Genomic DNA, 26,638 nt, shown 5'->3' with positions numbered 1-26,638 from the left:
TAATTTAAAGAGCCAGTAAACCGGAGTAACTCTTGGTTTACTGGCTCTTTTGCATTGCACGAAATGAGTAGCGATTATACAATAGATAAGAATGAAAGGCGGGGAACCATGAATACCAATCAATTATCGGAACGTCTGGCGATGGTGGCCAGTTTTGTACCGAATCATACTGTGCTTGCGGATATTGGTAGTGATCATGCCTATCTTCCGTGCTATTTAATGAACAAAGGCAAGATACGTAAGGCTATCGCAGGAGAAGTAGTGACAGGTCCCTTTGAAGCGGCGACGCGCAATGTAGATCTTCATGGTTTTGCGGACCGTATTGAAGTGCGTCTAGCAAATGGTTTACAAGCGATAGAAGATGCTGATCATGTCGAGACCGTAACGATTGCCGGTATGGGTGGAACATTGATTACTTCCATCCTAGAAGCGGGTAAGGATCGTCTGAAGCATGTACAGCGGATCATCGCACAACCTAATCTGCATGCGATCGCGATTCGGGAATGGGCTGTAGCAAATGGATTTATTATTGTAGACGAAGAGATTCTACAAGAAGACAATAAAATTTATGAAGTCCTAGTGTTAGAAAGAGGAACGGCTGATTACACGAGAACGGATTTGCTCGTCGGGCCGGTTTTACGACGTAAACTATCTACCGTGTTCCGCGTGAAATGGGAACGGGAATTGCTGGAATGGCGGCGGGTCATAAAAGCCCTTGATAACGCAGAACAAACAGAAGAAATTAAGCAAAAAAAAGCAAATATACAAGAAAATATAGAATTAGTCAGGAAGGTGTTAGCACATGAAGAAAAGTAATGGATATCAGATCATTGAACTATTTGAAAAGTGGTCACCGAAGCGACTTGCATTTGAAGGAGATCCAATTGGATTGCACATCGGCCAATTGAATCGTCCCGTAGATAAAGTTCTAGTTACGCTAGACGTCAACGAACAAGTGATTGATGAGGCAATTGAAAATGGGGCAACTCTCGTGATTGCCCACCACCCTCCATTGTTCCGTCCCGTTAAATCTATTTTGACCGATACACCACAAGGGAAAATGATTGAGAAATGTATCAAGCATAATATTGCGGTCTACGCTGCTCATACCAATCTGGATATTGCAGCAGGTGGTGTCAATGATATGCTAGCGGAACGTCTTGGCATACAGCAGACGGAGCCGATCGATATGACGAATTCTGAACATTTGATGAAACTCGCGGTATTTTGCCCGTTAGAAAATGCTGATGCATTGCGTCAGAAATTGGCATCTGCGGGAGCGGGTGCGATTGGCGATTACCAGGCATGCAGTTTTAGCACACAGGGTATTGGACGATTTACACCGGTTGCGGGAGCAAATCCGGCAATCGGAGAAGTAGGCGAGCCGACGCTGGTAGATGAAGAGCGAATTGAAGTCGTTTTTGCGGAAAGTCAGCAAGTTAAAGTCATCAAAGCAATGTTTGCCGCGCATCCTTATGAAGAACCGGCATTTGATTTGGTAAAAATGCAGCGAAAAACGAATGAGCAAGGGATCGGGCGTATCGGACAAATCGCTAATGAGATGACGTTAAAGGAATTCGCACAACATGTAAAAGATGTATTCGAAGTTCCCGCATTACGTTTCGTAGGTGATCCGGAGAGGAAAATTCGTAAAGTGGCGGTTCTTGGTGGTGATGGAAATAAGTACATTACGGCTGCGAAGAGAAAAGGAGCCGATGTATTCGTGACAGGGGATATGTATTATCACGTCGCGCAAGACGCGCAAGCACTCGATCTTGCCATTGTAGACCCAGGTCATAATATCGAAAAAATTATGATTGCTGGCGTTGCGAATAAAATGACAGAACTGTGTAAAGAAAATAAATTACCTGTTGAATTTATTGAATCGAAAGTCATTACTGAGCCTTTTCAATTCCTATCGTAAATAAAACCGTCGAGCACAAACTCGACGGTTTTTTCGTTGCTTATGGCTCGATCCGGATAACAGGAGTCGGGTTCTTGACTTTCGGCAAGATTTTTTCAAGCTTAAACTTTCTCTCCGGATGATGTGTTGTAGGATCTTCTTGGTCAAATTCGTTTAGGAACGCTATAACTTCTCTAACGATTATTGTAGGTGTAGAAGCGCCTGCCGTGACCGCTACTGTCTCAATGTCCATTAACCATGCAGGATCAATTTCTGAGACGTCTGAGACGCGGTATGAAGGTGTGTTTGCAATTTCTACCGATACTTGCGTTAAACGGTTGGAGTTATTACTTTTCGGATCTCCGACAACGATCAGCAACTCTGCCTCGCCGGCTTGTTCTGCTACAGCTTCTTGACGAACTTGTGTAGCTAGACAAATTTCTTGATGAACTTCGATGTGAGGGAATTTACGTTGCAACTCTTCCATAAGATGTGCAACATCCCATTGACTCATGGTTGTTTGATTTGTAACCAGTAGTTTGTCATTGGTAATCTCTAAGTTATCAATATCTTCAAGACGCTCAATTAAGTGAACAGAATCGGGGGCAACGCCAATCGCGCCTTCGGGTTCCGGATGGTGCTTTTTGCCGATATAAAGAATGTCATAGCCTTCAGCTACTTTTTCTTCAATTAAGTCGTGTGTAACGGAAACGTCAGGACATGTTGCATCGATTGCGACCAATCCTTTTTCTTTCGCTAATTGGCGAACTTCAGGTGAAACACCGTGTGCTGTGTAGATTACAGTTCCCTTATCTACTTTGCGTAAAATTTCCAGGCGGTTTTCGCCGTCCAACGTTATAATTCCGTCTTCTTCGAATGCATCTGTAACGTGTTTGTTGTGGACGATCATGCCTAATATATAAATGGGTCTCGGCAGGGTAGGATCTAGCGCAGCATTCCTCGCAATGACCATCGCATCAACTACACCGTAACAATAACCTCTTGGTGATATCTTGAGTACTTTCATTTATTCCACTCCACTCCTCTACTAACTTCTCTTTCATTATAGCGGAGATTCGTGAACGATTCAAAGAGTTCAGAAGGGAGGTTGAAAAATTCGCGGTAAAGATGGCTGATTAGTGGCTTGAGGAGGTACAGGACTAGACGTTCGCGGACCACTTGGACGTGGAGCGGAAGAGGCTGTCGGTGCGTCCGGCATAGATTGTACCCCTTTATATAATCGCCACATAGCCGGTAAATTCTGGACAAGTGGTGCAAACTGCTGAACTAATGGTGCAAATTGTTGGGCGGTATTGAAAAACCGATTGGCGGTTTGCATATATTGTTCAGCCCGTGAAGGACCGTTTTCTTGCATGCCTGCTTGCTGTTGCGGAGCACTGCCACGCATTTCCCGCGGACCCCTGGGATTCCCTTGCATGCCTTGGGGGAAAGGCATGGGCGCCCTTTGTTGAATAGGCGGAGTGTTAGGTGTCATCCTAGACTGAGGTGGCTGATTGCTGAACGGATAAAATGATTGATATCTCATCACGAACTCCTTTCTAATTTTTTAGTTGTTTCCCCTATATCCTATGCGAAAAAAACCACTGATGGCACCGAATCATGGTACAATAAGATTTATCTAGAGGAGGAACGATATGTCTAAATTTACTGATTATCAATTCAAACCATTTTTGAGGGAAGCCATTCAAAAATTAGGGTTTGAAGAACCAACACCCATTCAAAAAGAAATGATTCCGTTGATCATGAAAAATACAAGTGCAATTGGGCAAGCTCATACAGGAACAGGGAAATCCCATAGTTTTCTCATTCCACTTGTTGAAAAGCTTAAGCCGGAGCAGGATGAACTGCAGACGGTCATTACAGCACCGACACGTGAATTAGCTGTTCAGCTTCATGATGAATTAAAAAAGCTAATCGAAGGAACGGATATTAAAAGTGCGATCCTGATTGGCGGTACAGATAAAAAACGCTCTGCTGAACGATTGAAGAGCACACCGCACATCATCGTCGGTACACCAGGACGTATCCAAGATATGTCGGAAACCGGCGCATTACCGATCCACACTGCCACGCAGCTCGTAATTGATGAAGCGGACCTAGCCTTCGACATGGGCTTCATTGAAGACATTGATAAGTTTGCTTCCAGAATGCCGGAGAAGATCAGCATGTATGTATTCTCTGCAACGATTCCTGAAAAATTGAAGCCCTTCTTATCGAAGTATATGAACTCACCTGTTCATGTGCGGATGGATGATAAAAAACCGTTGACGGAGAATATGCATTATTCATTAGTTCCTGTTAGAAGTATGGATAAAAACAAGAAATTACTTCACGTAATGGATGCCCTTCAGCCATATCTTGCGATTATCTTCATGAACACTAAGCAAAATGCCGATCAACTAGCTACCTATTTAGCAGAGCATGGTCATAAGCCTGGGAAAATCCATGGTGATTTAACACCTCGTGAACGTACACGTGTTATGAAGAAAGTACGCGATCTAGAGTATCAATACATTGTGGCAACTGATTTAGCAGCAAGAGGAATCGATATTCCAGGTGTCAGTCACGTCATTAACTTTGAATTGCCAGATGATCTGGAATTCTTCGTTCACCGCGTAGGACGTACTGCACGTGCGGGCATGCAAGGTCATGCAATTACGTTATACGAACCGTCTGATGAAGATGCAATTAATCAAATTGAAAAGCTTGGAATTCCTTTCATTCATGAAGATGTGAAAAATGGCGAATGGATTGAAGTAAAAGAACGTCAAGCACGTAAGAAGCGCGTGCGTGAAGTGGATGAAATTGATAAAAAAGCGGATTCCTATATTCGAAAACCAGATAAAGTAAAGCCAGGCTACAAAAAGAAGATGGCTGAACAAAAAGAAAACTTTAAAAGAAGACAAAGGAGAATAAAGAAGAAATCATGACACAAAATGATGTCCTTCTAGGTTCTCACGTATCCATGAGTGGTAAAAAGATGTTGCTTGGTTCAAGTGAAGAAGCTCTAAGTTATGGAGCCAATACATTCATGATCTATACGGGAGCACCTCAGAACACGAGACGTAAACCAATTGAAGAATTGAATATTGAAAGTGGTACACAGAGCATGGAGGCAAATGGTCAATCAAATCTCGTCATCCATGCACCATATATTATCAATCTTGCGAATACCACGAAGCCTGAAACATTCCGCCTAGGCGTAGACTTTTTGCAACAGGAAATTCAGCGCACTGAAGCACTTGGTGCCAATCAAATCGTTCTTCATCCAGGAGCTCATGTGGGCGCCGGAACAGAAATAGGTATCGAAAAGATTATTGAAGGCTTAAATGAAGTATTATCTGAAGACGCAAATGTTCGCATTGCACTTGAAACGATGGCTGGTAAAGGAACAGAATGTGGGAGAAGTTTTGACGAAATTGCGAAGATCATCGACGGCGTGAAGTATAATGAACGGCTATCCGTTTGTTTTGATACATGTCACGTCCATGATGCGGGCTATGACATTGTTAATGACTTCACGGGTGTCCTGGATCAATTTAACGACATTATCGGATTAGACCGAATTTCCGTCATTCATGTGAACGACAGTAAAAACATTTGTGGTGCTGGAAAAGACCGCCACGAAAATATCGGTATGGGACATATAGGCTTCGAACCGTTAGCTTATATCGTACATCATCCAGCGTTTAAAGACGTTCCGAAAATTTTGGAAACACCATTCATTGGAATAGATAAAGCGAGTAAAAAAGCACCGTATGCTGTGGAGATTGACATGTTAAAAAAACATCAATTCACTCCTGCTCGATTGGAAGAATTGCATAACTAAAAGCTTTAAGCGTTGCGTAACCGCAACGCTTTTTCTATTGAAGTTTATAGTATTCTAAATACAGCATCGTCTTCTCATATCCAATGACCGAAGTGACTTTTTCGATAAATGCGGATGGAATGCCTGTAAATAGCCAAGTGAATGAAACTTCATCCAGCAAAGGACGTAACTGCCGCACTTCTTTAGTAGACAACTCTACACCATAACTTGCCGCGTAATCTACAGCTTCCTGATCGGGCAATTGTTTAATTTCTTGAATTAACTGAAGTAAATCCATCTTCATCAATTCCTTTCAATTGGTTGTATCCCTCCGCATCTTACTATATAATTCATAAAGTAATCGGAATGATTCCGAATTAAAGGAAGGGATATGTATATGACAAATTCCATTATTAACTTAGAGCATATAACGCATAAATTTAACCATTCCATTGCGCTTTCTGATGTCAGTCTAGAAGTGAAACAAGGGGAGTTTTGGGCATTAATTGGACCAAATGGTTCGGGTAAATCCACATTGTTAAAGATCATACTAGGGTTGCTAAAACCGTCACAAGGAACCATTGAACTGTTTGGCGGGCCGATTGATTCGTTTAACCAACAACAAAGAATCGGCTACGTCTCTCAAAAGTCTAACGCATTTACGACGAAGTTCCCTGCTACTGTATTGGAAGTCGTAAAAAGTGGTTTGACTGCCAAAAAGGGACTGTTTAAGCGATTCGATAAAGAGGATGAACAGCAAGCCATTGATGCGTTACATATAGTGAAAATGGCAGACCGTAAAGATGAAAGTATAGGTGATCTGTCAGGTGGTCAGCAACAGCGTGTCTTTATTGCTAGAGCCCTCGTGAGTCACCCCGATTTGCTGATCATGGATGAGCCAACAGTCGGAATCGACAGGCAGAACGTTGAATCCTTCTATTCTATGCTAAGCGAATTAAATCGTGAGTACGGAATAGCGATTTTACTCGTGACACATGAAATCGATGTCGTAACGAAGCTCGCAACGCATATTGCATGCTTGAATCGTTCTATCCATTTCCATGGCGTTCATGCTGATTATGAAAAAATGAGTGAGGCGGAATTGTCTGGTTGGTACGGTCATCCTATTCGTCGGCTCCATCAAAAAGAAACGGAGCCGGTAAAATGATTGAAGCTATTTTTACTTATGAGTTTTTACAAAATGCTATTTTATCCGGGCTGATTATCGGTCTAATCGCTCCCATGCTCGGCTTATTTATCGTAGTGCGTCGGATGTCGATGATTTCAGATGCGCTTAGTCACGTAGCACTTGCAGGGATTGCAGGCAGTCTCTATTTAAGTCAGCAAGTATTGTTCTTTGCAGCGCTTAATCCAGTATATTTAGGAATGGGCGCTGCGGTAGTCGGATCTTTATTGATCGAGCGATTGCGCAGAGTGTATAAAAGCTTTGAGGAACTGGCGATTCCGATTATTTTATCTGCCGGAATTGGTTTTGGGGCCATATTCATTTCTCTTGCCAAAGGATTCGGCACAGATTTAGTCGGTTATTTATTTGGATCAGTATCCGCCGTGAGTCGGCAAGATTTATATATTGTTATGTTAATAGCTGTTATGGTGATCGCATTTATCTATTTCTTATATAAAGAGCTATTTTCATTGGCATTTGATCCCGAATATGCACGAGTTTCCGGAATTAATGAACGCGTCATTCAGGCAGCATTTATGATTATCACAGCGCTAGTTATTGGTGCATCGATGCGAATCGTTGGAATTTTGCTTGTATCTTCGTTGATGACATTGCCTGTGGCGGCAGCTATCCAAGTAGCCAAAAGTTATAAAGGTGCACTGGTGTATTCCATACTATTCGGGGAAATTGCGGTGGTCATCGGACTGATTTCTGCGTATTACTTAGATATCGCGCCTGGTGGGACCATTGTAGTTACATCGGTGTTCATTTTACTGTTAGTACTTTTCTGGAAAAAAGTACGGTCATGAGAAGCAGGAAAGGTGGCGTTAGGCTATGTCAATAGATGAAGCATGGGATATTCTATTGAAATATGATTATAAACGAACAAGAAATCGCGAGATATTATTGCAGTTTTTTGATCAAGCGGATCGGTATGTGACGGCTATGGAAGTCCGAGTAGCTGTGGAGCAGGATAATCCAGGCATTAGTTTTGATACGATTTATCGGAATCTTGCCATGTTCTCAAAGCTTGGAATTTTAGATGAGACTGAATTGAACGGCGAGCGACTATTTCGCATGCAATGCGCTACGGATCATCATCACCATCATTTCATTTGTACAACGTGTGGTGGGACGAAATCAATTCCGATTTGCCCGATGGATAGTGTGACAGTCAATTTGTCTGATTATGAAATAGAGGGGCATAAGTTCGAGATTTATGGTAGATGTCCAAATTGTATAGCTAGATAGGTTAAAAAAAGGCAGTACATCATTTTATGTTCATGATGTACTGCCTTTTATTATTTAATAGTATTCAGATGGAAGTAAATAATAAGACCAATCCAATTTATTTTACATTTATACTACACACTATTATACATGTGAGAATCAAGGTAAGATGCAGAAATAGAAGTATACTACGAAAAAAGAGCACCGCAATGTGCGATGCTCTTCCGATCACTTACTCTTTATCATTTCCGTCGCGTGAAACATCTGCTTAACGTACTGATCAGCTTGTTTCCAATTCGCTACACGTATGACACCTTTTGGAATTGGATCCTGGTTATAAGGTGTATCAAACAAGAACACGGGAATATCCAATTCTTCATGAATCCCAACTGCATTGTCATGCTTGTCCTCGAAGAATACATCTACGTTGAATTGCCTAGCCGTCTCAATTTTATGATGGGTGCCAATCAACTCTACGTGGTCATAAGGTATTTGTTGCTCATGAAACCAGTTCGTTGTAGACTCGAGTACATTTCGACCACGTGCCGAAATATAAAACAACTCGAACTGTTTCTGCCAATTCGTTAAGACTTCTTTTGCAAATTCTTGAGCAGGGGAAGTCTGATAGATCAATTCTTCCGTTTCCTTGTACCATTGCCCAAACTGTATAGGATCCACATCAAACGCCTTCGTCAAATCATACTCTTTAATATCATCGAGTGTCAGATTGGAACCGAAATGTTTGTTGATATGGGGGAGAAGGGCTGTCGGAGTAGTTACCGTTCCGTCAATATCGATCCCGAAACGAATATCCCTCATTCAGAAACGCTACCTTGTGCCGCAAGTGCTTCTTCTTGTCTCTTCTTCTCAAAATACTCCTCAGCCAAAATGTCGATTTCTTTTTTCAATTCCTCGACCATTGTCTCTTCAGGAACTTTACGTACGGTTTTACCATGCATGAAGAGTAATCCCTCACCACGAGCACCTGCGATACCAATATCCGCTTCACGTGCTTCACCTGGGCCGTTTACTGCGCAGCCAAGAACTGCTACTTTCAACGGCGCTTTGATGTTCGAGATATATTCTTCTACTTCATCAGCAATGGAAATTAAATCAATTTCGATACGGCCACATGTAGGACAAGAAATTAATGTTGCAGAGTTAGACGATAAACCGAATACTTTCAGCAACTCTTTCGCTACTTTGATTTCCTGAACCGGATCCGCACTTAACGATACGCGCATCGTGTTACCGATACCTGAAGATAGAAGAGAACCAAGTCCTGCTGCACTCTTAATCGAACCCGCGAATAACGTACCCGATTCTGTAATACCTAAGTGTAACGGATAATCGAATGCCGCTGCCGCTAGCTTGTACGCTTCGATCGCCAAGTTAACGTCAGAAGCTTTAAGTGACACGATAATATCGTGGAAATCCAAATCTTCGAGAATTTTGATATGATGCAATGCACTTTCTACCATACCTTGTGCTGTAGGGTAGCCGTACTTTTCAAGAATTTTTTTCTCGAGTGAACCTGCGTTGACACCGATACGAATCGGTATACCTTTCGCCTTTGCCGCGTTGACAACAGCTTCTACTTTTTCTTTACGGCCGATATTGCCTGGATTGATACGAATTTTATCTGCACCTTGTTCAATTGCAATCAATGCTAATTTATAGTCAAAGTGAATATCCACTACTAACGGAATATTGATCTGCTTTTTGATTTCACCAATCGAATACGCTGCACGCTCATCGGGACATGCTACACGTACGATTTGGCAGCCTGCATCCTCCAAACGTTTAATTTCTGCAACTGTTGCTTCGACATCATGTGTTTTTGTCGTCGTCATGCTTTGCATAAACAGCTCATTGCTTCCCCCTATAGTCAAATTACCGACTTTTACGGGACGGGTATTGGAACGATGAATCATTTCAGTCATTATGTCTCTCTCCTTCAAATGAGTAAATACCATCGAAATTCGATGGAATATAAAATTATCCTTATTCGCCTTCTTCGCAAGCCGATTCCACTTGTTCACCGATAGGCAACTTAATTTGTTCGCCAGCTAGAAATTGTTGGCGTTTGAGATGAGGGTTCATGGAATAAAATTGCTCCAACCTCTCAAGAAAGTTTTGTGTTGAATCTGGATATAATGCAAATAACGATTCTATTGTATCACCTTCAACCACTCGAATGACAATTGAATGATTTGAAGTTTCCTCTATACAGGACGATTCATCATCAAAAAAGGCTGCAAGAGGGATTGTCCCTTCCGTTAAATCCATTCGAACAAAATGAACTGTGCAGAATACAGCAAGTGCGATCAGTAAAATTCTCATCATGCATCCCTCCTGCACTACACTATGCAGACAAGAGGAAGTCTATTCATCGTGGGAGTTTTGGATAATAGACTGCTGCTCTCCACACAAAGAGTAGATGGACTAAAGATGCAAGCCACAAGCTATACGATTGCATGGCTGGAACAAATTCAAATGCCATCGTCAGCAAGATGGGTAATGTTGCGGCAATCGCTGCTGTTCGCCACATAAAACGGAATTCACCACGGCGACGCAATAGTTTCAATAGCAATACCCCTATGATAGCAAAAATACTGATGCGAATAAATAAATACGACGTAATAATGACCAATTGCAGCACAAATGCGATTGGATAGATCAAAAAGCCGATTGTTTCGCCGATTTCCGCTAATTCAGGAGATGACTGGAACAGTGTATGATCACCTAGTACAAATTGTAAAAACGATACACCGGTGTAAAGAAAAATAAACACAAATATGTATTGAATGACTTTACCGATTGATAACATGCGAAACGCTGCAAGTTTTTTCGGTTCGTGTAATGAAGCTTTAAAGAGTTGATGAAATTTCACTGAGCCGGCCTCCCTTTCTACATACAGTCTACCATTTATTTAAAACATACTGCTTTGCAGAAATTTCGACATTCTTATGACATTTTATTGCTGCATTGTTAAGGTGATGTAAAGATTGCCGTCGGATACTTTACAATTGATGTATACAACTTGCATAATAAGTTGAAACTTCACGACGCATTTACGTAGTGAAGGGCAGTTAGAAATCATACATAAAACGTTTAATGGAGGTTGACAATTCAATGGAAGTGAACTGGCAGGAAGTGGTGTTCCAATTTCTTGGTGGATTAGGAATTTTCCTATTTGCAATTAAGTACATGGGGGATGGATTGCAAAAGGCTGCAGGGGACAGACTTCGTGAAATCTTAGACCGTTTCACAACCAATCCATTTATGGGTGTTCTAGTTGGTATTATCGTAACCGTGTTAATCCAATCTAGTTCTGGAACAACTGTTATTACAGTCGGTCTAGTAAGTGCTGGGTTCATGACACTTCGTCAGGCGATCGGTGTTATCATGGGCGCCAATATCGGTACAACTGTGACTGCATTTATTATCGGTCTAGACGTCGGCGCGTATGCGTTACCGATCATGGCATTTGGGGCCTTCCTGATTTTCTTCGTCCGTAAAGCTAAAATCAAAAACTTGGGTGAAGTCATCTTCGGCTTCGGAGGATTGTTCTTAGGGCTTGAATTAATGAGCGACGGAATGAAACCTTTACGTTCATTAGAAGCATTTGCTGATTTCACTCTCGCAATGAGTGAACATTCATTGTTAGGTGTCGTTGCGGGAACAATCTTTACACTTATCGTGCAAAGTTCTAGTGCAACTGTTGGGATCCTGCAAGGACTCTATGCTGAAGATCTAGTAACAATGAAAGCAGCATTGCCGATTCTTTTCGGTGATAACATCGGGACGACAATTACTGCGGTACTTGCGGCACTTGGTGCATCTGTTGCAGCAAGACGCGCAGCAGCTGTACATGTACTATTTAATATCGTCGGTACCATCATCTTTATGATCCTGCTCATACCATTTACGGCGTACGTCGAATGGATTGCTGGTGTTTTGAACCTCGAAAGCAAAATGCAAATTGCATTTGCGCACGGTTCGTTCAACGTCGCCAATACTATCATTCAATTTCCGTTCATTGCTGCTTGGGCTTATCTCGTCACTAAGATGATACCGGGTGAGGATGTGACGATCGAATATAAACCGAAACATCTTGATCGTCGTTTTATCGCACAATCACCAGCTGTGGCAATAGGACAAGCTAAAGAAGAAATTGTTCGCATGGGTGACTTCAGTGTCCGTGGTCTTCAGGAATCATTCGAGTATTTGAAGACAGGCCAGAAAAAACACGCAGAAACAGCGTATCAAATTGAAGATGCCATCAACAATCTCGACCGCAAAATTACAGACTATTTAGTTGAAGTGTCTGTAGCAATCGTTTCACCGGCTGAATCCGGCCGCCATGTGTTATTGATGGATTCTGTTCGAGATATTGAGCGTATTGGTGACCATTTCGAAAACATTATAGAGCTGATAGATTTACGTGAGACCAATAAACTGAAGCTGACAGACGATGCGTTGGAAGATTTAACAGAAATGTTCACATTGACAATCGAAACTGTACAAAAAGCAATTGAATCATTGGATCAAAACGATACAGATCTAGCGCGTGTTGTTTCAGAGAAAGAAGATTTAATTGATAATATGGAACGTCGATTCCGTAAAAACCATATTGTACGTTTGAATGAAGGACATTGTAGTGCGCAAGCGGGTATGGTATTCGTCGATATCGTGTCGAACCTTGAGCGAATTGGTGACCATGCAGTGAATATTGCAGAAGCCATTTTAGGCAAACACGCATAATGAATTAAAGGAGTGACGACTATGTTATGGATTGGTTGGACATTGGCAATTCTCATGTTTGCGATCGCGTTTGTCGGATTGATCTATCCTGTCATTCCATCTGTTGTGTTTTTATTGGTAGGCTTCCTGCTTTATGGCGCAATCGTTTCATTTGAAGAGTTAACGTGGTTGTTTTGGGTAATCCAAGTATTATTCGTTTTGCTATTATTTGGCGCGGATACGATCGCAAATCTCGTCGGTGTTAAACGTTTTGGTGGTAGCAAGGCAGGAATGTGGGGAAGTACGATTGGGCTGCTTATTGGTCCATTCGTCATACCGGTTGTGGGTATTTTAGCTGGACCTTTTCTTGGCGCAATCCTTGCAGAACTAGTTTTTACACGTTCCGGGATCAAACAAGCTTTCCGCACGGGAGTCGGCTCTGTTGTTGGTTTTCTGACTTCCGTTGCTGTAAAAGGTACCATTATGGTAGTTATGATTGTCATATTCCTATTTTTTCTCCGTTAACAGTCCATTTTCTTTGAATGCTGGCTCATATTTTGATAATGTGAAGTGGTAGGGCAAAACAGAGATAATTTAGAGGAGGAATGGAAAATGGCTTATACATTACCAGAACTACCATACGCATATGATGCGTTGGAGCCACACATCGACAAAGAAACGATGAACATCCATCACACGAAACACCACAACACGTATGTAACGAACGTGAACAACGCACTAGAAGGTCATGAAGAACTTCTTAACATGCCTGTTGACGAATTAGTTGCAAACTTGGACAAAGTTCCAGAGGACAAGCGTACAGCAGTCCGCAATAACGGTGGCGGGCACTCTAACCACTCATTGTTCTGGACAATCCTTTCACCAAACGGTGGCGGCAACCCAACTGGGGAAGTTGCAGAAGCAATCGACAAAAAGTTCGGTAGCTTTGATGCTTTCAAAGAAGAGTTCGCTAAAGCTGCAACAACTCGCTTCGGTTCAGGTTGGGCTTGGCTTGTTGTAAACAACGGTGAAATTGAAGTCACATCAACTCCTAACCAAGACTCACCTTATATGGATGGTAAAACACCATTGCTAGGGTTGGACGTTTGGGAGCATGCGTACTACTTAAACTACCAAAACCGCCGTCCTGACTACATTTCTGCATTCTGGAACGTAGTCAACTGGGATGAAGTTGAAAAGCGTTACCAAGACAATAAGTAATTGAAACCTGACACACATCTAGTTCGTCTAGATGTGTGTTCTTTATTGTTTTCATGCTATAATTCTTATACATAAACTTCCTGAGAAAGGAGATTCCTGTTGAAGAGAAACCAAAAAAAGACGGAGCCGCCAAAAACGAGTCAACGTCAACATATTGCATTTAGAATGAATTTTTTATTTGTAGCGATTTTTGTCCTTTTTTCCTTACTCATATTCCGTTTAGGTTATATGCAAATCGTCAAAGGGGAGGATTATGCACGCAGTCTTGAACGAACGGAGGAAATTGCGGTCAACACGAGCACACCGCGTGGAAGAATTTTCGACCGTACCGGGAAAGTACTCGTCGACAATGAAGCGAAAAATGCTATCACGTATACGAAAACATCCTCCACGACAACAAAAGAAATGCTTGCGCTTGCTAGAAAAATTGCGAAGTTGATTGATCAAGATACAAAGCGCGTGACAATAGGTGATAAACGAGATTTCTGGATTTTATTGAATCCTGTAAAAGCAGCTGATAAAGTACCTAAAAAAGAACAAAATAAGCTCAGTAAAGACGACAATAAATCTCAGAAAGATATTCAACGAGAGATTAACCAGCTTACACGCGACCGGATCACGGACGAAGAACTAGCTACATTAACAGCGGAAGATTTAGAAGTACTCGCAATTTATCGAGAAATGATGGCAGGTTACGCCTACTCCCCACAAATCATCAAAAGCGATGGCGTTACCGATAAAGAGCTTGCTGTGGTGTCTGAAAGATTGGATCAACTGCCGGGCGTCAATACGACTACGGACTGGGATCGAGTTAAGAAATCAGATAGTGCAATTCTAGGATCTACGACGAGTCCGATAGAAGGCATTCCTCGTTCTCACTTAAACTATTTCCTAGCGCGAGATTATTCGCGAAATGATCGCGTCGGACGAAGTTATTTGGAATTGTATTACGAAGACTTACTGAAAGGTCAAAAGACGATTGTGAAGAATGTCAAAGACCGCACAGGAAAAGTTGTTGAAACGAAAACGGTGAAAGAAGGAAAGCCTGGTAAAGATCTGATCTTGACTACAGACACCAATTTGCAGAAGGCGCTTGAAGATGTCGTATCCAATAAATTATTGCGTTTAAAACAAGGTCCGAATACAAGTGCGTTGGAATCAGCATTCCTTGTCATGTTGGACCCAAACAATGGAGAAATTCTATCTCTTGTCGGAAAGAAAGTAGTAAAAGACGAATCGACAGGCAGATGGGCAATACAAGATTACACATTTGGTACATTTACTTCTGCGTATGAAGTGGGATCTACAGTGAAATTGGCAACCATGCTTACAGGATATAATGAAGGAGCCGTTAAAATCGGTGAAGTGAAAATTGACCAACCGATCAATATTGGCGGCAGGTACAAACGATCCTTATTTAATCCGAATGGTCGGGTTGCATTAAACGATATTTCCGCTATCGGTCGTTCTTCCAACGTGTATATGTTCCGTATTGCGATGGGGTTAGGAAACGCAACATACCGACCGGGTCAAGGATTACCAATCGACAAGAAAGCATTTGATACATTCCGTGAGAACTTTGCGGCATTTGGTTTAGGTGTAAAAACAGGCATTGATTTACCTGGCGAATATACAGGCGTTACGGGTACGGAAACGATTCCCGGAAAGCTCCTCGACTTCTCAATTGGCCAGTTTGATACGTATACTCCGCTGCAAATGGCGCAATATGTGGCAACCATTGCCGCTGATGGAAATCGAATAGCACCGAAAATTTTGAAAGAAATTCGTGAACCTTCTCCAGATGGGGAAGTACTCGGAGAATTGGTTGAAGAAACACCCATAAAAGTGTTAAATCACCTGAAAAACTCACAAGCGGAAATCGATCAAGTGAAGAAAGGTATGCATTATGTATACTATGGCGCGAATGGTACTGCATCCGGTTTACTAGCGGGCGCACCCTATACAGGAGCCGGAAAGACGGGTACCGCCGAATCATTCTATTACACGGGTAATAAATCCAATCCTGTTATTCCAACAATTAACTTGTCTCATGTAGGATATGCCCCTGCTGATCGACCTGAAGTTGCGTATTCAGTAATCATTCCCTATATTTCAACGAATACGAAACGCTATCCATCCGCTACGGCAAGTGAAATAGCCAAAGAAGCACTCGATGTATTCTTTGAACAAAAAAGACAGAGAAGTTTACAGGCTGACAACGCGTCTCCGGATGTGAAGATACAGAAATAACAAGGATTGATCAATACAAAAAAGACGAAAACCAAATGGTTTTCGTCTTTTTTATTATAAGTGTAAAAAGATTTTAGCAATCTCGGGAAAACGCATATCGGAGCGTAATTCGTATGTACCGGTTTTGATTTTTCGTGTGTAATCATTTTCAATTATATATAATTCGAATTCTTCTGCGTTTTTTATTAATTTTTCTTTTTCTAATTCACGTGATAACTCGGCAGGTGTAATGCCTGCTTTAACCGTGAAGCTCTTCGTGACAATTTCCTCCGCTTCACTTTTCTCTGGAATCGTATCTTGTTCAGATTCTGGTTGACGGATAGCATCTTTCCGCGACAATGTCTGTGCAATCGCCAGTTCTTTTTTTAGAATGGCTATTTCTTCTTTTGAATCTGCTAATTGCTTTTGCAACGAACCTTCGGATGTTTGTTGTTGTACGAAATACAGAATGCCACCAGCTATCAAACAACCAATACCTACAGCGCGCAATATTTCCTTGATCATGACAACCGCACTCCTTTGGAATATAGCACGTCCGTTACTTCCTTTTCACTAAGTGAAGCGCGTTTTGCAATCTCGGGGACCGTGTAGCCTTGTTTGTGAAGAGAGATAATTTGATTGACTATAATTGCGTGTATCGTTTTTTGAGGTGCTGGTGCAATGAGCTCGGAAGTCGGGGATGCAACCATCAATTCCTCTTCAAGCAACCGCACTCTTTTTTTTAGATTACTCATTTCCTGATGAAGGCTAATCGAAACAGCTTCCAATTCATCATCCATCGCACGAGTCTTATTTCCAATAAAAAACGATAGTATAACAGCCAATACACCAATACTGAGTAATATTAAGGGGATATCCATAGTGTTTCCCTCCCGCATAACTAGAATTTCCTTCATAATACCATAAGCATATGATGAATGATATTTGATTTTTTTTGCTGTACAATGATTGAATCTATGGTATAATATATTAGTCGTATAAATCATGCTCATGTTTTACTTATATCTATAGCTATTGAGTGGGAGGGACAGTAATGCGCGTAAACGTAACACTCGCTTGTACAGAATGTGCAGAGCGTAATTATATTACTAAGAAAAACAAGCGTAACAATCCAGAACGTATTGAAATGATGAAATATTGCTCACGTGAAAAAAAGCAAACTTTGCACCGTGAAACGAAATAATCATTAAAACCAAAACCTGCTTCGGTTTTGGTTTTTTCTTACGGGAGGTAGTACAGTGGAAAAGCAGCATCTTCGAAAACAGGTTATACAGCAATTACATCAATTAACTCCATCTGATCACGAACAAAAATCAGCTAGTATAATAGAAAAAGTTCTTGCTTCGGATGAATTTAAGTATGCAGAAACAATCGGAATCACATTATCTAGATTTCCGGAAGTGGACACGCGTCGTTTGATAGAAATCGCTTGGCAAGCCGGGAAGCGAGTTGCGATTCCTCGATGTATCTCCTCTACGAGGGAAATGGATTTTCGTTTGATTGATTCATTTGATCAAACAGAAGTAGTCTATATGGACTTGAGAGAACCGAAAATAGATATAACAGAGTCTGTAAAACCAGAAGAAATTGACTTACAAATCGTGCCCGGCGTCGTGTATTCAGAGACTGGTTACCGGATTGGATTCGGTGGGGGTTACTACGATCGCTATTTGATAAATTTTCCATTTGAAACGATATCGCTGGCATTTGACTGTCAAATCCGCCATAATATAGTTAAGGAGCCGCATGACGTTCCGGTGTCCTATATTTACACAGACAAACATATTATAGATTGTCAGAAAGCTCGTGACGCGAATGAATGAATTTTATGATGTGATGAAATTGCTTAAACGGTTTGGTGTAATCATTTATACAGGAAATAAAAGACAGGACAGTATAGTAATGGAGTCCGAAGTCAAAGAACTGTATGATCATCAATTTATTGATCAACAAACATATATTCAAGCATTGCTTGTTTTGCGAAGAGAACAAACCAGCTAACAACTAGCTGATATCATACAAACTACTCATTCCTCGTATTATGTGAAACTTTTCACTCAGTCAAACGTATATATATACGCTGACAATAAAAAAACAGTATCTAAACGAAACGAAAGGAAGAGATGGAATGAGAAAATTTTCATGGCCTAAGCATTCCGTACTCATTATCGCTGTAATCGCAACTTGGTTGACTACCTACATCGGGTATTTCACCAGTTTCAATATGAAGATCGATAATGCTATGCAACAATTTATCTTACTAATTAATCCCCTAGCATTTCTATTGTTTATTTATGGGGTGGCTTTATTTATTAAAAAGACAAAAACACGTAACCGATATATATTAGCGGTCAGTTTCATTACTTCTTTTATCATGTTTGCCAATGCTGTGTTCTATCGTTTCTTTACAGACTTTATTACACTGCCTCTATTGTTCCAGACAAGTAACTTTGCAGATTTAAGTTCTTCAATTACCGAGAACTTGCGTTTCCTTGATCTATTCTTTTTCTCGGATGTTTTGATTATTTTAGTAGTTATTCGGTTCTTCAAGCAAGGTCCAGAACCAGTTCAAGAATCAAGCAGTAAAATGGGACGTAAAGTGTACTTTGCCGCCGCTGCTACATTGATGATGTTCAATTTGGCGCTTGCAGAAACACAGCGACCACAGTTATTGACAAGAAGCTTTGATCGCGAATTACTCGTTAAAAACCTTGGTACGTACAACTACCATCTATATGATTTATTCGTTCAATCCAAATCCCATGCACAGCGTACATTTGCTGATGGTACCGAGTTGACGGAAATTGAGAACTACGTCAAAGCCAACCATGCGCAACCAGATCCGAAAATGTTTGGTACTGCAAAAGGCAAGAACGTAATTATCGTTTCACTTGAATCCTTACAAAACTTTGTTATTAACAATGATATGGATGGACATGAAATTACTCCATTCTTAAATGGATTAACAAACGATAAAGATACATTCTACTTTGACAACTTTTATCAACAAACTGGGTTAGGGAAGACATCCGATTCTGAGTTTATCGTAGAAAACTCATTATATGGACGTAATGGTAGTGCAGTATTCTTCACGCATAGTGGTAACACATATAACTCGCTATCTGAACGTCTAGGCGAGAATGGTTATGCTACAAGTGTCATGCACGCAAACAGTAAGAGTTTCTGGAACCGTGATATTATGTATAAAGCACTTAACGTACAGAAGTTCTACGATGTGGATAGCTACACAATTGGTGAAGATGAAGCAGTCAACTGGGGAATGAAAGATATTCCGTTTTTCCACCAGTCAGTTGACTTGATGAAAGATATCAAGCAACCATTTGCTACACGAATGATTACACTAACAAACCATCATCCATTTGATTTGGATGAGCAGGATAAATTAATTCCTGAATACACATCAAACTCCAACACGTTGAATAAGTATTTCCAAACAGTTCGATACATGGACGAAGCGGTTAAGGAGTTCTTTGATGACTTGAAGGAAAGTGGTTTGTATGAAAACTCGATCATCGTCATGTACGGAGATCACTATGGTATTTCCGAAAACCACAATAAAGCAATGGGTATGTATATGGATAAAGAAATTACACCATTCGATAATGCAGAGCTTCAAAAGGTTCCATTATTCATTCATATACCAGGTTCTGGTGAAGGTAAGAAGATGCATGAGCTTGGCGGACAGGTAGATATCCGACCTACTATTCTTCACCTACTGGGAATTGATACGAAAGCAGATATGCAATTCGGTTCCGATTTATTTTCACCAGATCATGAACCATTTGTGATTTTCCGTGACGGCCGTCTTGTCACAGACAAAAATATTTACGCTCAGGAAGTTTGCTATGACATCGAAACAGGAGAACCAGCAATAGATGAAGCGCAATGTGAGCCGTATATTGAGCGTGCGAATACTGAATTGAATTATTCAGATGCTATCATCAACGGTGACTTGCTTCGCTTTAAAGAAAGACCAGATGGCAGTCCTGAAATGAAAGAAAGTAAATAAATTGATGAGCTGCGCGGCTGCCTATGCCGCGCAGCTCTTTTTTAACCAACTGAAGAGGAAGTGAAAAAGTGAAAAGAATTCTTATCTCAATAGTGTGTGCATTGTTTTTAATGTCATGTACGCAATCTGAAGATGTTGAAACCGAAGAACAACTAGTAGAAAAAGTAGCCGAGCCAGTAGAAAAACTTACAGCTTCACAAGATGATATTCGTTTTGTTGCAGGCTGGTTGAACGAAATGGCGATTTTATTCGTCAATCAAAAAGACGCTAAAGACCGTCTGCTGTCGTTTGATTTGAATACGGGTGATATACATACCTTATTTACGGCCACTGCAACGATCTCTGAAGTGCAAGTTCATCCTACTGCCTCGCAACTGCTAGTCAAAACAGCAGACGACTCAACAGAAGCTGTCATACATATACTCGATCATGCGGGTACTCCATTAAATGAAGTGTCGGTAGAATCCTCGGAACTTGAAATTCAATGGAACGAATTCGATGCTTCACAATTACTGATCACCGCTTTCTCTGATGATTGGAGTTACGAAATCATGCGCTATGACGCGAATGACGATACATTGGTAGCGGTAGAACTACCTGATCCGTTTCCCCGTTGGCTAGGTGCGGAAGAGTTGGTGTACATGGAAGACGTAGTGGTAATAAAACAAGCGCTGTCTACGGGAGAAGAGACTATACTCGCGAATAACGCCAACCAATTCCATACCTCTTCAGATCAAGTATTGATTGAATCATTTGAAGGCGAGCAGATACGATACACTGTAATGGATGCAAACGGGAAAGAAAAACATTCCTGGTTTTCCGAAGATGATTCATTCGTGATGGATCACGCTGTATTTTCAGATGATACTACATTGATGATGACTGTTACCAATCAAACCGAGATGAGACCAACTAGTTTTCTAGTGAAGATACAGGACGGTAAGGAAGTAAAGCGCCAAGAGCTAGAGGGAGGCGGTTCCTTAGATTGCAAAGGCGACAAGTGTCTCATTGGATATAGTTTGGATACTTGGATGGATATAGAGACCGGTGAGACGGTAAAGTGGTTGGAGATCGAGCCGCAAGAATAAATTTGGGGAGTTACTATTTTTACGTGGAGAATGAAAGGCAAGCTAGAATGCGTTCCTCCGAAGCGCCAATACTATCTACTATCGAATCAAAAAAATAAGGACATCCCCAATGAAAGGGTGTCCTTATTTTTTGGAACTTATTTGTGGAGTTGTGGCGGGTATCCAGAATATATAACAGTAGCGATCGTAAATCCTCCGATAACTACAACCGTTACCACATTGAATACTATACTTAACAGATTCCGCTCTTTAAAAGCTTGGACCGTTCCAAAGACTGCTAAAATTGCAATCAATCCAAAAATGATGACTAATAAATTCATTGAGTAGACACTCCTTTCAACATTGAAAAAATGAATGCCATAAAGCGATATTCCTCCTCTATTGTACTGTTAATGAATCGTTTTGTCGAGATTAAATAATGACGATTATTTGAAGTTTGTGTCCATATTCATTAATATTAGACTTAGAGGTGAGTTAAATGAGGATACATATACGTCCATTAGGTCCAATTCAGACGAATTGCTACATATTGGAAGACGAAGAGAAGAATTGTTTAGTTTTCGATCCAGGTGAAGATGGAGAGGTATTACTATCGGAATTAAGAAAGTTATCTTTGAAGCCAGTTGCCATCTTGCTGACGCATGCACACTTTGACCATATCGGAGCGGTGGAAAAGATTCGAACTGCTTTTGATATTCCTGTGTATTTGCATGTGGCGGAAAAGAAATGGCTTGGAAGTCCCGAGTTAAACGGTTCAGCTAAATACCCCGTATTACCTGACGTGATTTGTCATCCTGCTGACGTACTACTTCATGATGAAAAGTATTTGGAAGTGGGTCCGTTTAAGATGGAGCTACGTCATGTGCCTGGACACTCGCCTGGAAGCGTTTGTTATATCTTTGAAGATGAAGGGTTCGCAATCGTAGGAGATACATTGTTCCAAGGAAGCGTAGGCCGTACCGACTTGCCAGGTGGCGATACGGAAACATTGCTAGAAGCGATTCACGAAAAATTATTGTCACTGGACGACGAGATGTTGGTCTATCCAGGACATGGACCTGCGACAACAATCGGAATAGAAAAAGACCAAAACCCATACTTACACGGGTTTTAAACAAAATAAAGCAAACAAAAAACAGCTTTCCATTGAGAAAGCTGTTTTTTGTATGTACGGATTAGTGTCCTCCGCCAGGTACGTGAATGAAAATAGAATAGTAACTAAAACCAACCATGAAGATCATCAGGTATGCTCCGAATAGGTAAACATACATACGCTCTGAAAGCTTCAAGTATCCTAGTAGAACAAAGAAGATTGTGCCTGCTACCATAAGTAAAGCAGCTGGAATCATATTTCCTACAAAGAACATTACCGCAAAAATACCTGACCAGAATCCTAAAAGTTTAAACATATTATCCATCTAAGAATCCCTCCTTCACAACATTACAATAAGCTCTTATCCATTATAATAGAACGTCGGCCTAAAAGTAAACTCCAATCGATTTCACATTGTGTCAAAAGAGTGTACTTGTCCGAATGGATTAAGATAGTAGCTGCTTACAGTATAACAGAACCTACTATGAAAATAATGTGAAAATTGATTTTTGATATCGAATTGACGTAAAGAAATGGATTATGACCCCATATGGACTATGAAAAATGAATTAACATAAATGTCATGCATTTTCAAACAATTTAATTTCCATATATACTTCTTTCTAAGATAAAAAGTGGTCTTTTGTCGAATGGAGAAAGGAGAGAACTATGGAAACTGAAAAGAACATTATAGAAAAAACGTGTTTAGAATTGCTTGAGAAAGCAATTAATTCTGAAGCGACAGATATTCATTTTGTGCCAACGATAGAAGGATATGACGTGACAATTCGCAAGCATTCGTATTTTTCGAAAATCGGGCAGTATCCTCATACATTAGGCGGACGGTTAATTTCATTCTATAAATTCTTATCTTCTTTAGATATCAGCGAACAACGTCGTCCGCAAAGTGGTTCCTTCCACCGGTCTATCTTAGACTGCAACTTCTCTTTTCGCGTCTCGACAATTCCATCTATTCAATTGAGGGAAAGTGTCGCGATCCGTATTCAGAAACACGATAAAATCGTTCCGCTCAACCAGCTATGTCTCGATTCTGAATGGACACAACAATTGGCTGAAGCTGCCGCTTATAAACAAGGACTGTTTCTTGTCACCGGACCAACTGGTTCTGGTAAAACGACTACATTATATTCCTTAACTTCCCATTGTGTATCCGAACTTAAGCGTCATGTCATTTCACTCGAAGATCCAGTAGAGAATAATCATAGTCATCTGCTACAAATTCAAGTGAATGAACGTTCCGGTATTTCCTATTCTGCTGGGTTAAAAGCAATTTTGCGTCATTCACCCGATGTCATCATGATTGGTGAAATACGTGATGCCGAGACAGCTAAAATCGCAGTTGAAGCGGCGTTGACAGGACACTTAGTTCTTAGCACAATTCATGCGAAAGATCCGGTAGGTTGCTTGTATCGCTTACTAGACCTTGGAATCCAAGTGGAAGAGCTCAGACAGACCATAATTCCAATATCCGCTCAGCGACTGGTTATACAACAGTCTGGAGAAGCGGCGGCAGTTTTTGAAATATTGCAAGAGTCAGATCTACAATTGGCTACGGAATCAATGGTGAATGGTCTACGGTTTACGACTCCTGTTAATAAGAAAATTGAAGTACAACAAGCTTTGTATGAAAAGGTGCTGTATGGAACGGATTAGATTATTTAGTCCATCTTCCAATAAAAAATTAACAAAGCCGGCGGAGTTTCTAGTACGACTGTCAGTGTTATTACAAGAAGGATATACCTTTCATGAAGGACTCATTCTGATATTGCCTTATCACACGAAAGAGTATGAGGAAAAACTTCTGCAAGTAGAAGAAGAGTTGAAGATGGGATATGGTGTTTCGCATATTCTGAAGAGTTTAGGTTTCGGTAAAAGTATAATGTTGCCGATCGTTATTGCGGAAGTAGACGGCAACTTGATCCGCGCGTTGAAAGAAGTGGCGGATCGTGTCAACAGAAAGACGGAGAAGCAGAAACAAGTTCGTAAACTGTTGGCATATCCAAGTGTATTGTTTTCTTTCTTATTAATTTTATTGGTCGCGTTTCGGCAATTTTTCTTACCGAATTTTGAAGCATTGACTGTAATGCGGGCGAATGATAATGGGGGAATCGTCCAATTACTACCGAAACTCGTTTCATCGATACCAGACCTCTTGCTAGTTATGGCTATTCTATTTGCTGTCGGTTTTCTTGTAGTTCGCTTGTGGTTAAGAAGATTATCTCCTTCTGAAGTTTTGCACTATATATTGAAAATCCCACGAATCAGAACATTCTACTGTGAAATGAAAACTAGGGATTTCGCTAGTGAGCTTGGAAGCTTATTACAATCTGGTCTTTCCATGCAAAACGCATTAGCTGTTCTAGTGGAGCAGACGGAGGATCCTATATTATCCGTTATCACGAGTGAACTAAGTAAACACGTTATTTATGGGGAATCCTTACATGAAGCCATTCGTTTAACAAATGGACTCTCACCACGTCTAGCAGATTTTGCGAAACACGGAGCCGATAGCGGATACTTATCGAAAGAACTTATGCTGTATAGCGAACATACGAGTGAACAGTTGGAGGAGGAGATTACTCAGTGGATAACGATTTTACAGCCTGCCTTATTTGGTGTTCTGGCGGTTTGTATTTTATTATCCTATTTATCTATTTTATTACCTGTTTATAAGATGATCGACAGTATCTAAAAGGAGGAAAAATGTTGCGGAAGAATGAAAAAGGTTTTACGTTAATTGAAATGATGATCATCTTAAACATTGGAGAGTGGGAAGAGCGCAACTACGGCGCTCACAAGGGTTTATAGGTGACCTGGCAAGTCAAAAAACCACAGAAAAACCACATTTATTTTGATTTTAGATAAATTGGCGGAAATACTCATTAATTTTGTCGTCACTTTGTTTCTGCATTTTTTTCGTGACATGCGTGTAAATGTCGAGGGTGATATTTATATTTGAGTGACCGACGCGTTCCATAATAACAGGAAGATCTACACCAGCTTCTACAAGCATGGTGATATGCGTGTGTCGTAAAATATGAGTGCCACTCACATCATTAATACCGTAGGCTTTGTATATCTTGTTAAACACGTTACCAATCGTGACAGCTCGGACAGGTTGCTGTCTTCTTCCTGTAAATACTAGATTGCACCACACGGATTTAGGATCTCGTAAACCTATCAACTTTTCTTTATTATATTGGACCTTCATCTTCTTCAGTTCTTCGGCGAGATCCTTGTTAAAGGATACAGTACGATTGGAGTCTTCTGTTTTCGGAGGTACTAATTCAAATCCACCTTCATCAGAATCCTTTTCAAACAACGTTTTGTTGACCACCAGCCTATGCTTTTCCAAGTCGATATCGTCCCAGGTAAGTGATAATGCCTCCCCGACACGTAAGCCAGTAGAAAGCATGGTAAGCGCCAAGGGATAAGCATTTCTTCTACCAGAAGATTTTACACCGGATAAGAAGCGTTGGATTTCATCCTTTTCGAGATACTTTTTCTTTGAGTTGACGAGTTGTTGTGATTTCTTATTGGCTTTGGGTATTACAGTGTCTTTCACTATGTTCTTTTCGACATAATCATTTTTACAAGCAAATTCAAACATTAAGTTCAATGCGGTTCGAGTCGAAGCGATATGATGTTTCGAAATATCTGTATCGCGCCTTTCAACTAAGAATTTCTGTATGTCGTTTATTTGTAACTTGCTGATCAAGTGGTTGCCATGCTTCTCGATAAAAGGACGCATTGCCACCATTCTAGCTTTTACTGACGAAGCTTTAACCGTTTCTCTGTATATATTTAACCAGTCGTCATAAACTTCCTGAACGATTCTTTTTTGCGGTTGTCTTTGTTTAGATAACTCCTCTGCAGCTACCTGGGCTCTTTGTAATGCTTCTTTCTTTGTGTCGCCACGGCGTGTTACTTGTCTACGCTGACCGGTAAGGGGGTTAGGGGTGGCGTCAGTGGTACACGACCATTTTCCGTTGTTTAATTTACGACAATACATATTCATTACTCCTCTCATTTGGGAATGTA

32 protein-coding genes are annotated in these 26,638 nt (G+C 40.8%); 20 read left to right on the top strand and 12 right to left on the bottom strand.

The genetic code is table 11. The features are described 5' to 3' along the window. The first annotated feature begins 108 nt into the window (after positions 1-108). Positions 109-816 (top strand): tRNA (adenine(22)-N(1))-methyltransferase, encoded by a 708-nt coding sequence (locus tag CSV75_RS04835; protein WP_099674965.1) that lies wholly within the window; start codon positions 109-111, stop codon positions 814-816. Then, complete coding sequence (locus CSV75_RS04830) at positions 803-1,924, top strand: Nif3-like dinuclear metal center hexameric protein (RefSeq protein ID WP_099674964.1); 1,122 nt, start codon at positions 803-805, stop codon at positions 1,922-1,924. The genes CSV75_RS04835 and CSV75_RS04830 overlap by 14 nt, the downstream gene beginning before the upstream one ends. A 40-nt stretch (positions 1,925-1,964) precedes the next feature. On the opposite strand, the gene CSV75_RS04825 is transcribed toward CSV75_RS04830, so the two are convergent. Together CSV75_RS04825 and vrrA are read right to left on the bottom strand one after the other, a co-directional pair. Next, complete coding sequence (locus CSV75_RS04825; protein WP_099637294.1) at positions 1,965-2,930, bottom strand: 4-hydroxy-3-methylbut-2-enyl diphosphate reductase; 966 nt, start codon at positions 2,928-2,930, stop codon at positions 1,965-1,967. A gap of 69 nt (positions 2,931-2,999) precedes the next feature. Further along, on the bottom strand, positions 3,000-3,449 hold the full coding sequence (vrrA, locus tag CSV75_RS04820) for a VrrA/YqfQ family protein (protein WP_099637293.1): 450 nt from the start codon (positions 3,447-3,449) through the stop codon (positions 3,000-3,002). A gap of 109 nt (positions 3,450-3,558) precedes the next feature. On the opposite strand from vrrA, the gene CSV75_RS04815 reads away from it, so the two are divergent. Continuing rightward, complete coding sequence (locus CSV75_RS04815; protein WP_099674963.1) at positions 3,559-4,854, top strand: DEAD/DEAH box helicase; 1,296 nt, start codon at positions 3,559-3,561, stop codon at positions 4,852-4,854. Next, positions 4,851-5,753, top strand: a complete 903-nt coding sequence (locus CSV75_RS04810; RefSeq protein ID WP_099674962.1) for a deoxyribonuclease IV — start codon at positions 4,851-4,853, stop codon at positions 5,751-5,753. The genes CSV75_RS04815 and CSV75_RS04810 overlap by 4 nt, the downstream gene beginning before the upstream one ends. 34 nt (positions 5,754-5,787) lie before the next feature. On the opposite strand, the gene CSV75_RS04805 is transcribed toward CSV75_RS04810, so the two are convergent. Continuing rightward, on the bottom strand, positions 5,788-6,030 hold the full coding sequence (locus CSV75_RS04805) for a hypothetical protein (RefSeq protein ID WP_099672153.1): 243 nt from the start codon (positions 6,028-6,030) through the stop codon (positions 5,788-5,790). Positions 6,031-6,129: 99 nt separating this feature from the next. On the opposite strand from CSV75_RS04805, the gene CSV75_RS04800 reads away from it, so the two are divergent. From CSV75_RS04800 to CSV75_RS04790, 3 genes are read left to right on the top strand one after another with little or no spacing between them, the layout of a single operon-like run. Next, positions 6,130-6,900, top strand: coding sequence for a metal ABC transporter ATP-binding protein (locus tag CSV75_RS04800; RefSeq protein ID WP_099630198.1), 771 nt, complete (start codon positions 6,130-6,132; stop codon positions 6,898-6,900). Continuing rightward, positions 6,897-7,727, top strand: coding sequence for a metal ABC transporter permease (locus CSV75_RS04795; RefSeq protein WP_099630197.1), 831 nt, complete (start codon positions 6,897-6,899; stop codon positions 7,725-7,727). Before CSV75_RS04800 ends, CSV75_RS04795 begins: the two co-directional genes overlap by 4 nt. A 25-nt stretch (positions 7,728-7,752) precedes the next feature. Beyond that, positions 7,753-8,169 (top strand): Fur family transcriptional regulator, encoded by a 417-nt coding sequence (locus CSV75_RS04790; protein WP_099674961.1) that lies wholly within the window; start codon positions 7,753-7,755, stop codon positions 8,167-8,169. A 207-nt stretch (positions 8,170-8,376) separates the two neighbouring features. Here the strand turns inward: CSV75_RS04790 and CSV75_RS04785 are convergent, their stop codons facing one another. The 4 genes from CSV75_RS04785 to CSV75_RS04770 all read right to left on the bottom strand — a co-directional run bounded on the left by CSV75_RS04785 (position 8,377) and on the right by CSV75_RS04770 (position 11,041). Further along, the gene (locus CSV75_RS04785; RefSeq protein WP_099674960.1) at positions 8,377-8,967 is read right to left on the bottom strand and encodes a hypothetical protein; all 591 of its coding nucleotides are present in this window, start codon (positions 8,965-8,967) and stop codon (positions 8,377-8,379) included. Then, complete coding sequence (ispG, locus tag CSV75_RS04780; RefSeq protein WP_099637285.1) at positions 8,964-10,091, bottom strand: flavodoxin-dependent (E)-4-hydroxy-3-methylbut-2-enyl-diphosphate synthase; 1,128 nt, start codon at positions 10,089-10,091, stop codon at positions 8,964-8,966. Before ispG ends, CSV75_RS04785 begins: the two co-directional genes overlap by 4 nt. 61 nt (positions 10,092-10,152) lie before the next feature. Then, entirely contained in the window at positions 10,153-10,494 is a 342-nt protein-coding gene (locus CSV75_RS04775; protein ID WP_143560673.1) for a hypothetical protein, read from the bottom strand. 43 nt (positions 10,495-10,537) lie between these two features. Beyond that, positions 10,538-11,041 carry a DUF1189 family protein gene (locus CSV75_RS04770; RefSeq protein WP_099674959.1) on the bottom strand — a complete coding sequence of 168 codons (504 nt, stop codon included), beginning with the start codon at positions 11,039-11,041 and terminating at the stop codon, positions 10,538-10,540. A gap of 242 nt (positions 11,042-11,283) precedes the next feature. On the opposite strand from CSV75_RS04770, the gene CSV75_RS04765 reads away from it, so the two are divergent. From CSV75_RS04765 to CSV75_RS04750, 4 genes are all read left to right on the top strand, one after another. After that, a complete protein-coding gene (locus CSV75_RS04765; protein ID WP_099674958.1) occupies positions 11,284-12,915 on the top strand; it encodes a Na/Pi cotransporter family protein in 1,632 nt (543 codons plus the stop codon). Between the two features lie 21 nt (positions 12,916-12,936). Then, positions 12,937-13,419 (top strand): DUF456 domain-containing protein, encoded by a 483-nt coding sequence (locus tag CSV75_RS04760; protein WP_099630190.1) that lies wholly within the window; start codon positions 12,937-12,939, stop codon positions 13,417-13,419. Between the two features lie 87 nt (positions 13,420-13,506). Then, positions 13,507-14,115: a superoxide dismutase gene (locus tag CSV75_RS04755; protein ID WP_029054514.1), complete on the top strand. Its 609-nt coding sequence runs from the start codon at positions 13,507-13,509 to the stop codon at positions 14,113-14,115. Positions 14,116-14,214: 99 nt separating this feature from the next. Beyond that, entirely contained in the window at positions 14,215-16,365 is a 2,151-nt protein-coding gene (locus CSV75_RS04750) for a peptidoglycan D,D-transpeptidase FtsI family protein (RefSeq protein ID WP_233191590.1), read from the top strand. A 54-nt stretch (positions 16,366-16,419) separates the two neighbouring features. Here CSV75_RS04750 and CSV75_RS04745 read toward each other — a convergent pair whose 3' ends face one another. Both CSV75_RS04745 and CSV75_RS04740 read right to left on the bottom strand, forming a co-directional pair. Further along, positions 16,420-16,869: a hypothetical protein gene (locus CSV75_RS04745; protein ID WP_099630189.1), complete on the bottom strand. Its 450-nt coding sequence runs from the start codon at positions 16,867-16,869 to the stop codon at positions 16,420-16,422. Next, positions 16,866-17,225 carry a hypothetical protein gene (locus tag CSV75_RS04740; protein ID WP_099674957.1) on the bottom strand — a complete coding sequence of 120 codons (360 nt, stop codon included), beginning with the start codon at positions 17,223-17,225 and terminating at the stop codon, positions 16,866-16,868. Before CSV75_RS04740 ends, CSV75_RS04745 begins: the two co-directional genes overlap by 4 nt. 173 nt (positions 17,226-17,398) lie before the next feature. On the opposite strand from CSV75_RS04740, the gene rpmG reads away from it, so the two are divergent. From rpmG to CSV75_RS04715, 5 genes are all read left to right on the top strand, one after another. Continuing rightward, entirely contained in the window at positions 17,399-17,548 is a 150-nt protein-coding gene (gene rpmG, locus CSV75_RS04735) for a 50S ribosomal protein L33 (RefSeq protein WP_029054517.1), read from the top strand. A 55-nt stretch (positions 17,549-17,603) separates the two neighbouring features. After that, complete coding sequence (locus CSV75_RS04730) at positions 17,604-18,188, top strand: 5-formyltetrahydrofolate cyclo-ligase (RefSeq protein ID WP_099674956.1); 585 nt, start codon at positions 17,604-17,606, stop codon at positions 18,186-18,188. After that, positions 18,181-18,366, top strand: coding sequence for a YqgQ family protein (locus tag CSV75_RS04725; RefSeq protein ID WP_099630186.1), 186 nt, complete (start codon positions 18,181-18,183; stop codon positions 18,364-18,366). The genes CSV75_RS04730 and CSV75_RS04725 overlap by 8 nt, the downstream gene beginning before the upstream one ends. A 127-nt stretch (positions 18,367-18,493) precedes the next feature. Next, positions 18,494-20,395, top strand: a complete 1,902-nt coding sequence (locus CSV75_RS04720; RefSeq protein WP_099674955.1) for an LTA synthase family protein — start codon at positions 18,494-18,496, stop codon at positions 20,393-20,395. 68 nt (positions 20,396-20,463) lie between these two features. Continuing rightward, entirely contained in the window at positions 20,464-21,483 is a 1,020-nt protein-coding gene (locus CSV75_RS04715; protein ID WP_099674954.1) for a YqgU-like beta propeller domain-containing protein, read from the top strand. A 137-nt stretch (positions 21,484-21,620) separates the two neighbouring features. On the opposite strand, the gene CSV75_RS04710 is transcribed toward CSV75_RS04715, so the two are convergent. Continuing rightward, positions 21,621-21,803, bottom strand: a complete 183-nt coding sequence (locus CSV75_RS04710) for a DUF2759 family protein (RefSeq protein WP_029054522.1) — start codon at positions 21,801-21,803, stop codon at positions 21,621-21,623. 158 nt (positions 21,804-21,961) lie between these two features. Here CSV75_RS04710 and CSV75_RS04705 point away from each other — a divergent pair, with 158 nt between their 5' ends. After that, complete coding sequence (locus CSV75_RS04705) at positions 21,962-22,597, top strand: MBL fold metallo-hydrolase (RefSeq protein WP_099674953.1); 636 nt, start codon at positions 21,962-21,964, stop codon at positions 22,595-22,597. Positions 22,598-22,658: 61 nt separating this feature from the next. On the opposite strand, the gene CSV75_RS04700 is transcribed toward CSV75_RS04705, so the two are convergent. Beyond that, positions 22,659-22,901 carry a DUF2626 domain-containing protein gene (locus CSV75_RS04700; RefSeq protein WP_099637273.1) on the bottom strand — a complete coding sequence of 81 codons (243 nt, stop codon included), beginning with the start codon at positions 22,899-22,901 and terminating at the stop codon, positions 22,659-22,661. A gap of 344 nt (positions 22,902-23,245) precedes the next feature. Between CSV75_RS04700 and comGA the strand changes: the two genes are divergently transcribed. Genes comGA through CSV75_RS04685 form a run of 3 tightly spaced genes read left to right on the top strand, consistent with a single transcriptional unit; the run spans position 23,246 to position 25,405 of the window. Further along, entirely contained in the window at positions 23,246-24,250 is a 1,005-nt protein-coding gene (gene comGA / locus CSV75_RS04695; RefSeq protein ID WP_099674952.1) for a competence type IV pilus ATPase ComGA, read from the top strand. Further along, the gene (gene comGB, locus CSV75_RS04690) at positions 24,237-25,289 is read left to right on the top strand and encodes a competence type IV pilus assembly protein ComGB (RefSeq protein WP_158231601.1); all 1,053 of its coding nucleotides are present in this window, start codon (positions 24,237-24,239) and stop codon (positions 25,287-25,289) included. Before comGA ends, comGB begins: the two co-directional genes overlap by 14 nt. A 14-nt stretch (positions 25,290-25,303) precedes the next feature. After that, a complete protein-coding gene (locus CSV75_RS04685; RefSeq protein ID WP_158231600.1) occupies positions 25,304-25,405 on the top strand; it encodes a prepilin-type N-terminal cleavage/methylation domain-containing protein in 102 nt (33 codons plus the stop codon). Between the two features lie 49 nt (positions 25,406-25,454). On the opposite strand, the gene CSV75_RS04680 is transcribed toward CSV75_RS04685, so the two are convergent. Continuing rightward, positions 25,455-26,609, bottom strand: a complete 1,155-nt coding sequence (locus tag CSV75_RS04680; RefSeq protein WP_158231599.1) for a tyrosine-type recombinase/integrase — start codon at positions 26,607-26,609, stop codon at positions 25,455-25,457. Positions 26,610-26,638 lie beyond the last annotated feature (29 nt).

Origin of the sequence: Sporosarcina sp. P18a (genome assembly GCF_002743135.1) — a bacterium.
In the GTDB taxonomy this organism is placed as follows: domain Bacteria; phylum Bacillota; class Bacilli; order Bacillales_A; family Planococcaceae; genus Sporosarcina.
The sequence above is the reverse complement of the archived record's forward strand: the minus strand, read 5'-3'. Positions and strand labels throughout refer to the sequence as shown.

Bases quoted from the DNA above. Each gene is read 5' to 3' on its own strand.
- CSV75_RS04835 (WP_099674965.1), top strand. From the start codon at position 109: ATGAATACCAATCAATTATCGGAACGTCTGGCGATGGTGGCCAGTTTT.
- CSV75_RS04830 (WP_099674964.1), top strand. From the start codon at position 803: ATGAAGAAAAGTAATGGATATCAGATCATTGAACTATTTGAAAAGTGG.
- CSV75_RS04825 (WP_099637294.1), bottom strand. From the start codon at position 2,930: ATGAAAGTACTCAAGATATCACCAAGAGGTTATTGTTACGGTGTAGTT.
- vrrA (WP_099637293.1), bottom strand. From the start codon at position 3,449: ATGAGATATCAATCATTTTATCCGTTCAGCAATCAGCCACCTCAGTCT.
- CSV75_RS04815 (WP_099674963.1), top strand. From the start codon at position 3,559: ATGTCTAAATTTACTGATTATCAATTCAAACCATTTTTGAGGGAAGCC.
- CSV75_RS04810 (WP_099674962.1), top strand. From the start codon at position 4,851: ATGACACAAAATGATGTCCTTCTAGGTTCTCACGTATCCATGAGTGGT.
- CSV75_RS04805 (WP_099672153.1), bottom strand. From the start codon at position 6,030: ATGGATTTACTTCAGTTAATTCAAGAAATTAAACAATTGCCCGATCAG.
- CSV75_RS04800 (WP_099630198.1), top strand. From the start codon at position 6,130: ATGACAAATTCCATTATTAACTTAGAGCATATAACGCATAAATTTAAC.
- CSV75_RS04795 (WP_099630197.1), top strand. From the start codon at position 6,897: ATGATTGAAGCTATTTTTACTTATGAGTTTTTACAAAATGCTATTTTA.
- CSV75_RS04790 (WP_099674961.1), top strand. From the start codon at position 7,753: ATGTCAATAGATGAAGCATGGGATATTCTATTGAAATATGATTATAAA.
- CSV75_RS04785 (WP_099674960.1), bottom strand. From the start codon at position 8,967: ATGAGGGATATTCGTTTCGGGATCGATATTGACGGAACGGTAACTACT.
- ispG (WP_099637285.1), bottom strand. From the start codon at position 10,091: ATGACTGAAATGATTCATCGTTCCAATACCCGTCCCGTAAAAGTCGGT.
- CSV75_RS04775 (WP_143560673.1), bottom strand. From the start codon at position 10,494: ATGATGAGAATTTTACTGATCGCACTTGCTGTATTCTGCACAGTTCAT.
- CSV75_RS04765 (WP_099674958.1), top strand. From the start codon at position 11,284: ATGGAAGTGAACTGGCAGGAAGTGGTGTTCCAATTTCTTGGTGGATTA.
- CSV75_RS04760 (WP_099630190.1), top strand. From the start codon at position 12,937: ATGTTATGGATTGGTTGGACATTGGCAATTCTCATGTTTGCGATCGCG.
- CSV75_RS04755 (WP_029054514.1), top strand. From the start codon at position 13,507: ATGGCTTATACATTACCAGAACTACCATACGCATATGATGCGTTGGAG.
- CSV75_RS04745 (WP_099630189.1), bottom strand. From the start codon at position 16,869: ATGATCAAGGAAATATTGCGCGCTGTAGGTATTGGTTGTTTGATAGCT.
- CSV75_RS04740 (WP_099674957.1), bottom strand. From the start codon at position 17,225: ATGGATATCCCCTTAATATTACTCAGTATTGGTGTATTGGCTGTTATA.
- rpmG (WP_029054517.1), top strand. From the start codon at position 17,399: ATGCGCGTAAACGTAACACTCGCTTGTACAGAATGTGCAGAGCGTAAT.
- CSV75_RS04725 (WP_099630186.1), top strand. From the start codon at position 18,181: ATGAATGAATTTTATGATGTGATGAAATTGCTTAAACGGTTTGGTGTA.
- CSV75_RS04720 (WP_099674955.1), top strand. From the start codon at position 18,494: ATGAGAAAATTTTCATGGCCTAAGCATTCCGTACTCATTATCGCTGTA.
- CSV75_RS04710 (WP_029054522.1), bottom strand. From the start codon at position 21,803: ATGAATTTATTAGTCATCATTTTTGGATTGATTGCAATTTTAGCAGTC.
- CSV75_RS04705 (WP_099674953.1), top strand. From the start codon at position 21,962: ATGAGGATACATATACGTCCATTAGGTCCAATTCAGACGAATTGCTAC.
- CSV75_RS04700 (WP_099637273.1), bottom strand. From the start codon at position 22,901: ATGGATAATATGTTTAAACTTTTAGGATTCTGGTCAGGTATTTTTGCG.
- comGA (WP_099674952.1), top strand. From the start codon at position 23,246: ATGGAAACTGAAAAGAACATTATAGAAAAAACGTGTTTAGAATTGCTT.
- comGB (WP_158231601.1), top strand. From the start codon at position 24,237: ATGGAACGGATTAGATTATTTAGTCCATCTTCCAATAAAAAATTAACA.
- CSV75_RS04680 (WP_158231599.1), bottom strand. From the start codon at position 26,609: ATGTATTGTCGTAAATTAAACAACGGAAAATGGTCGTGTACCACTGAC.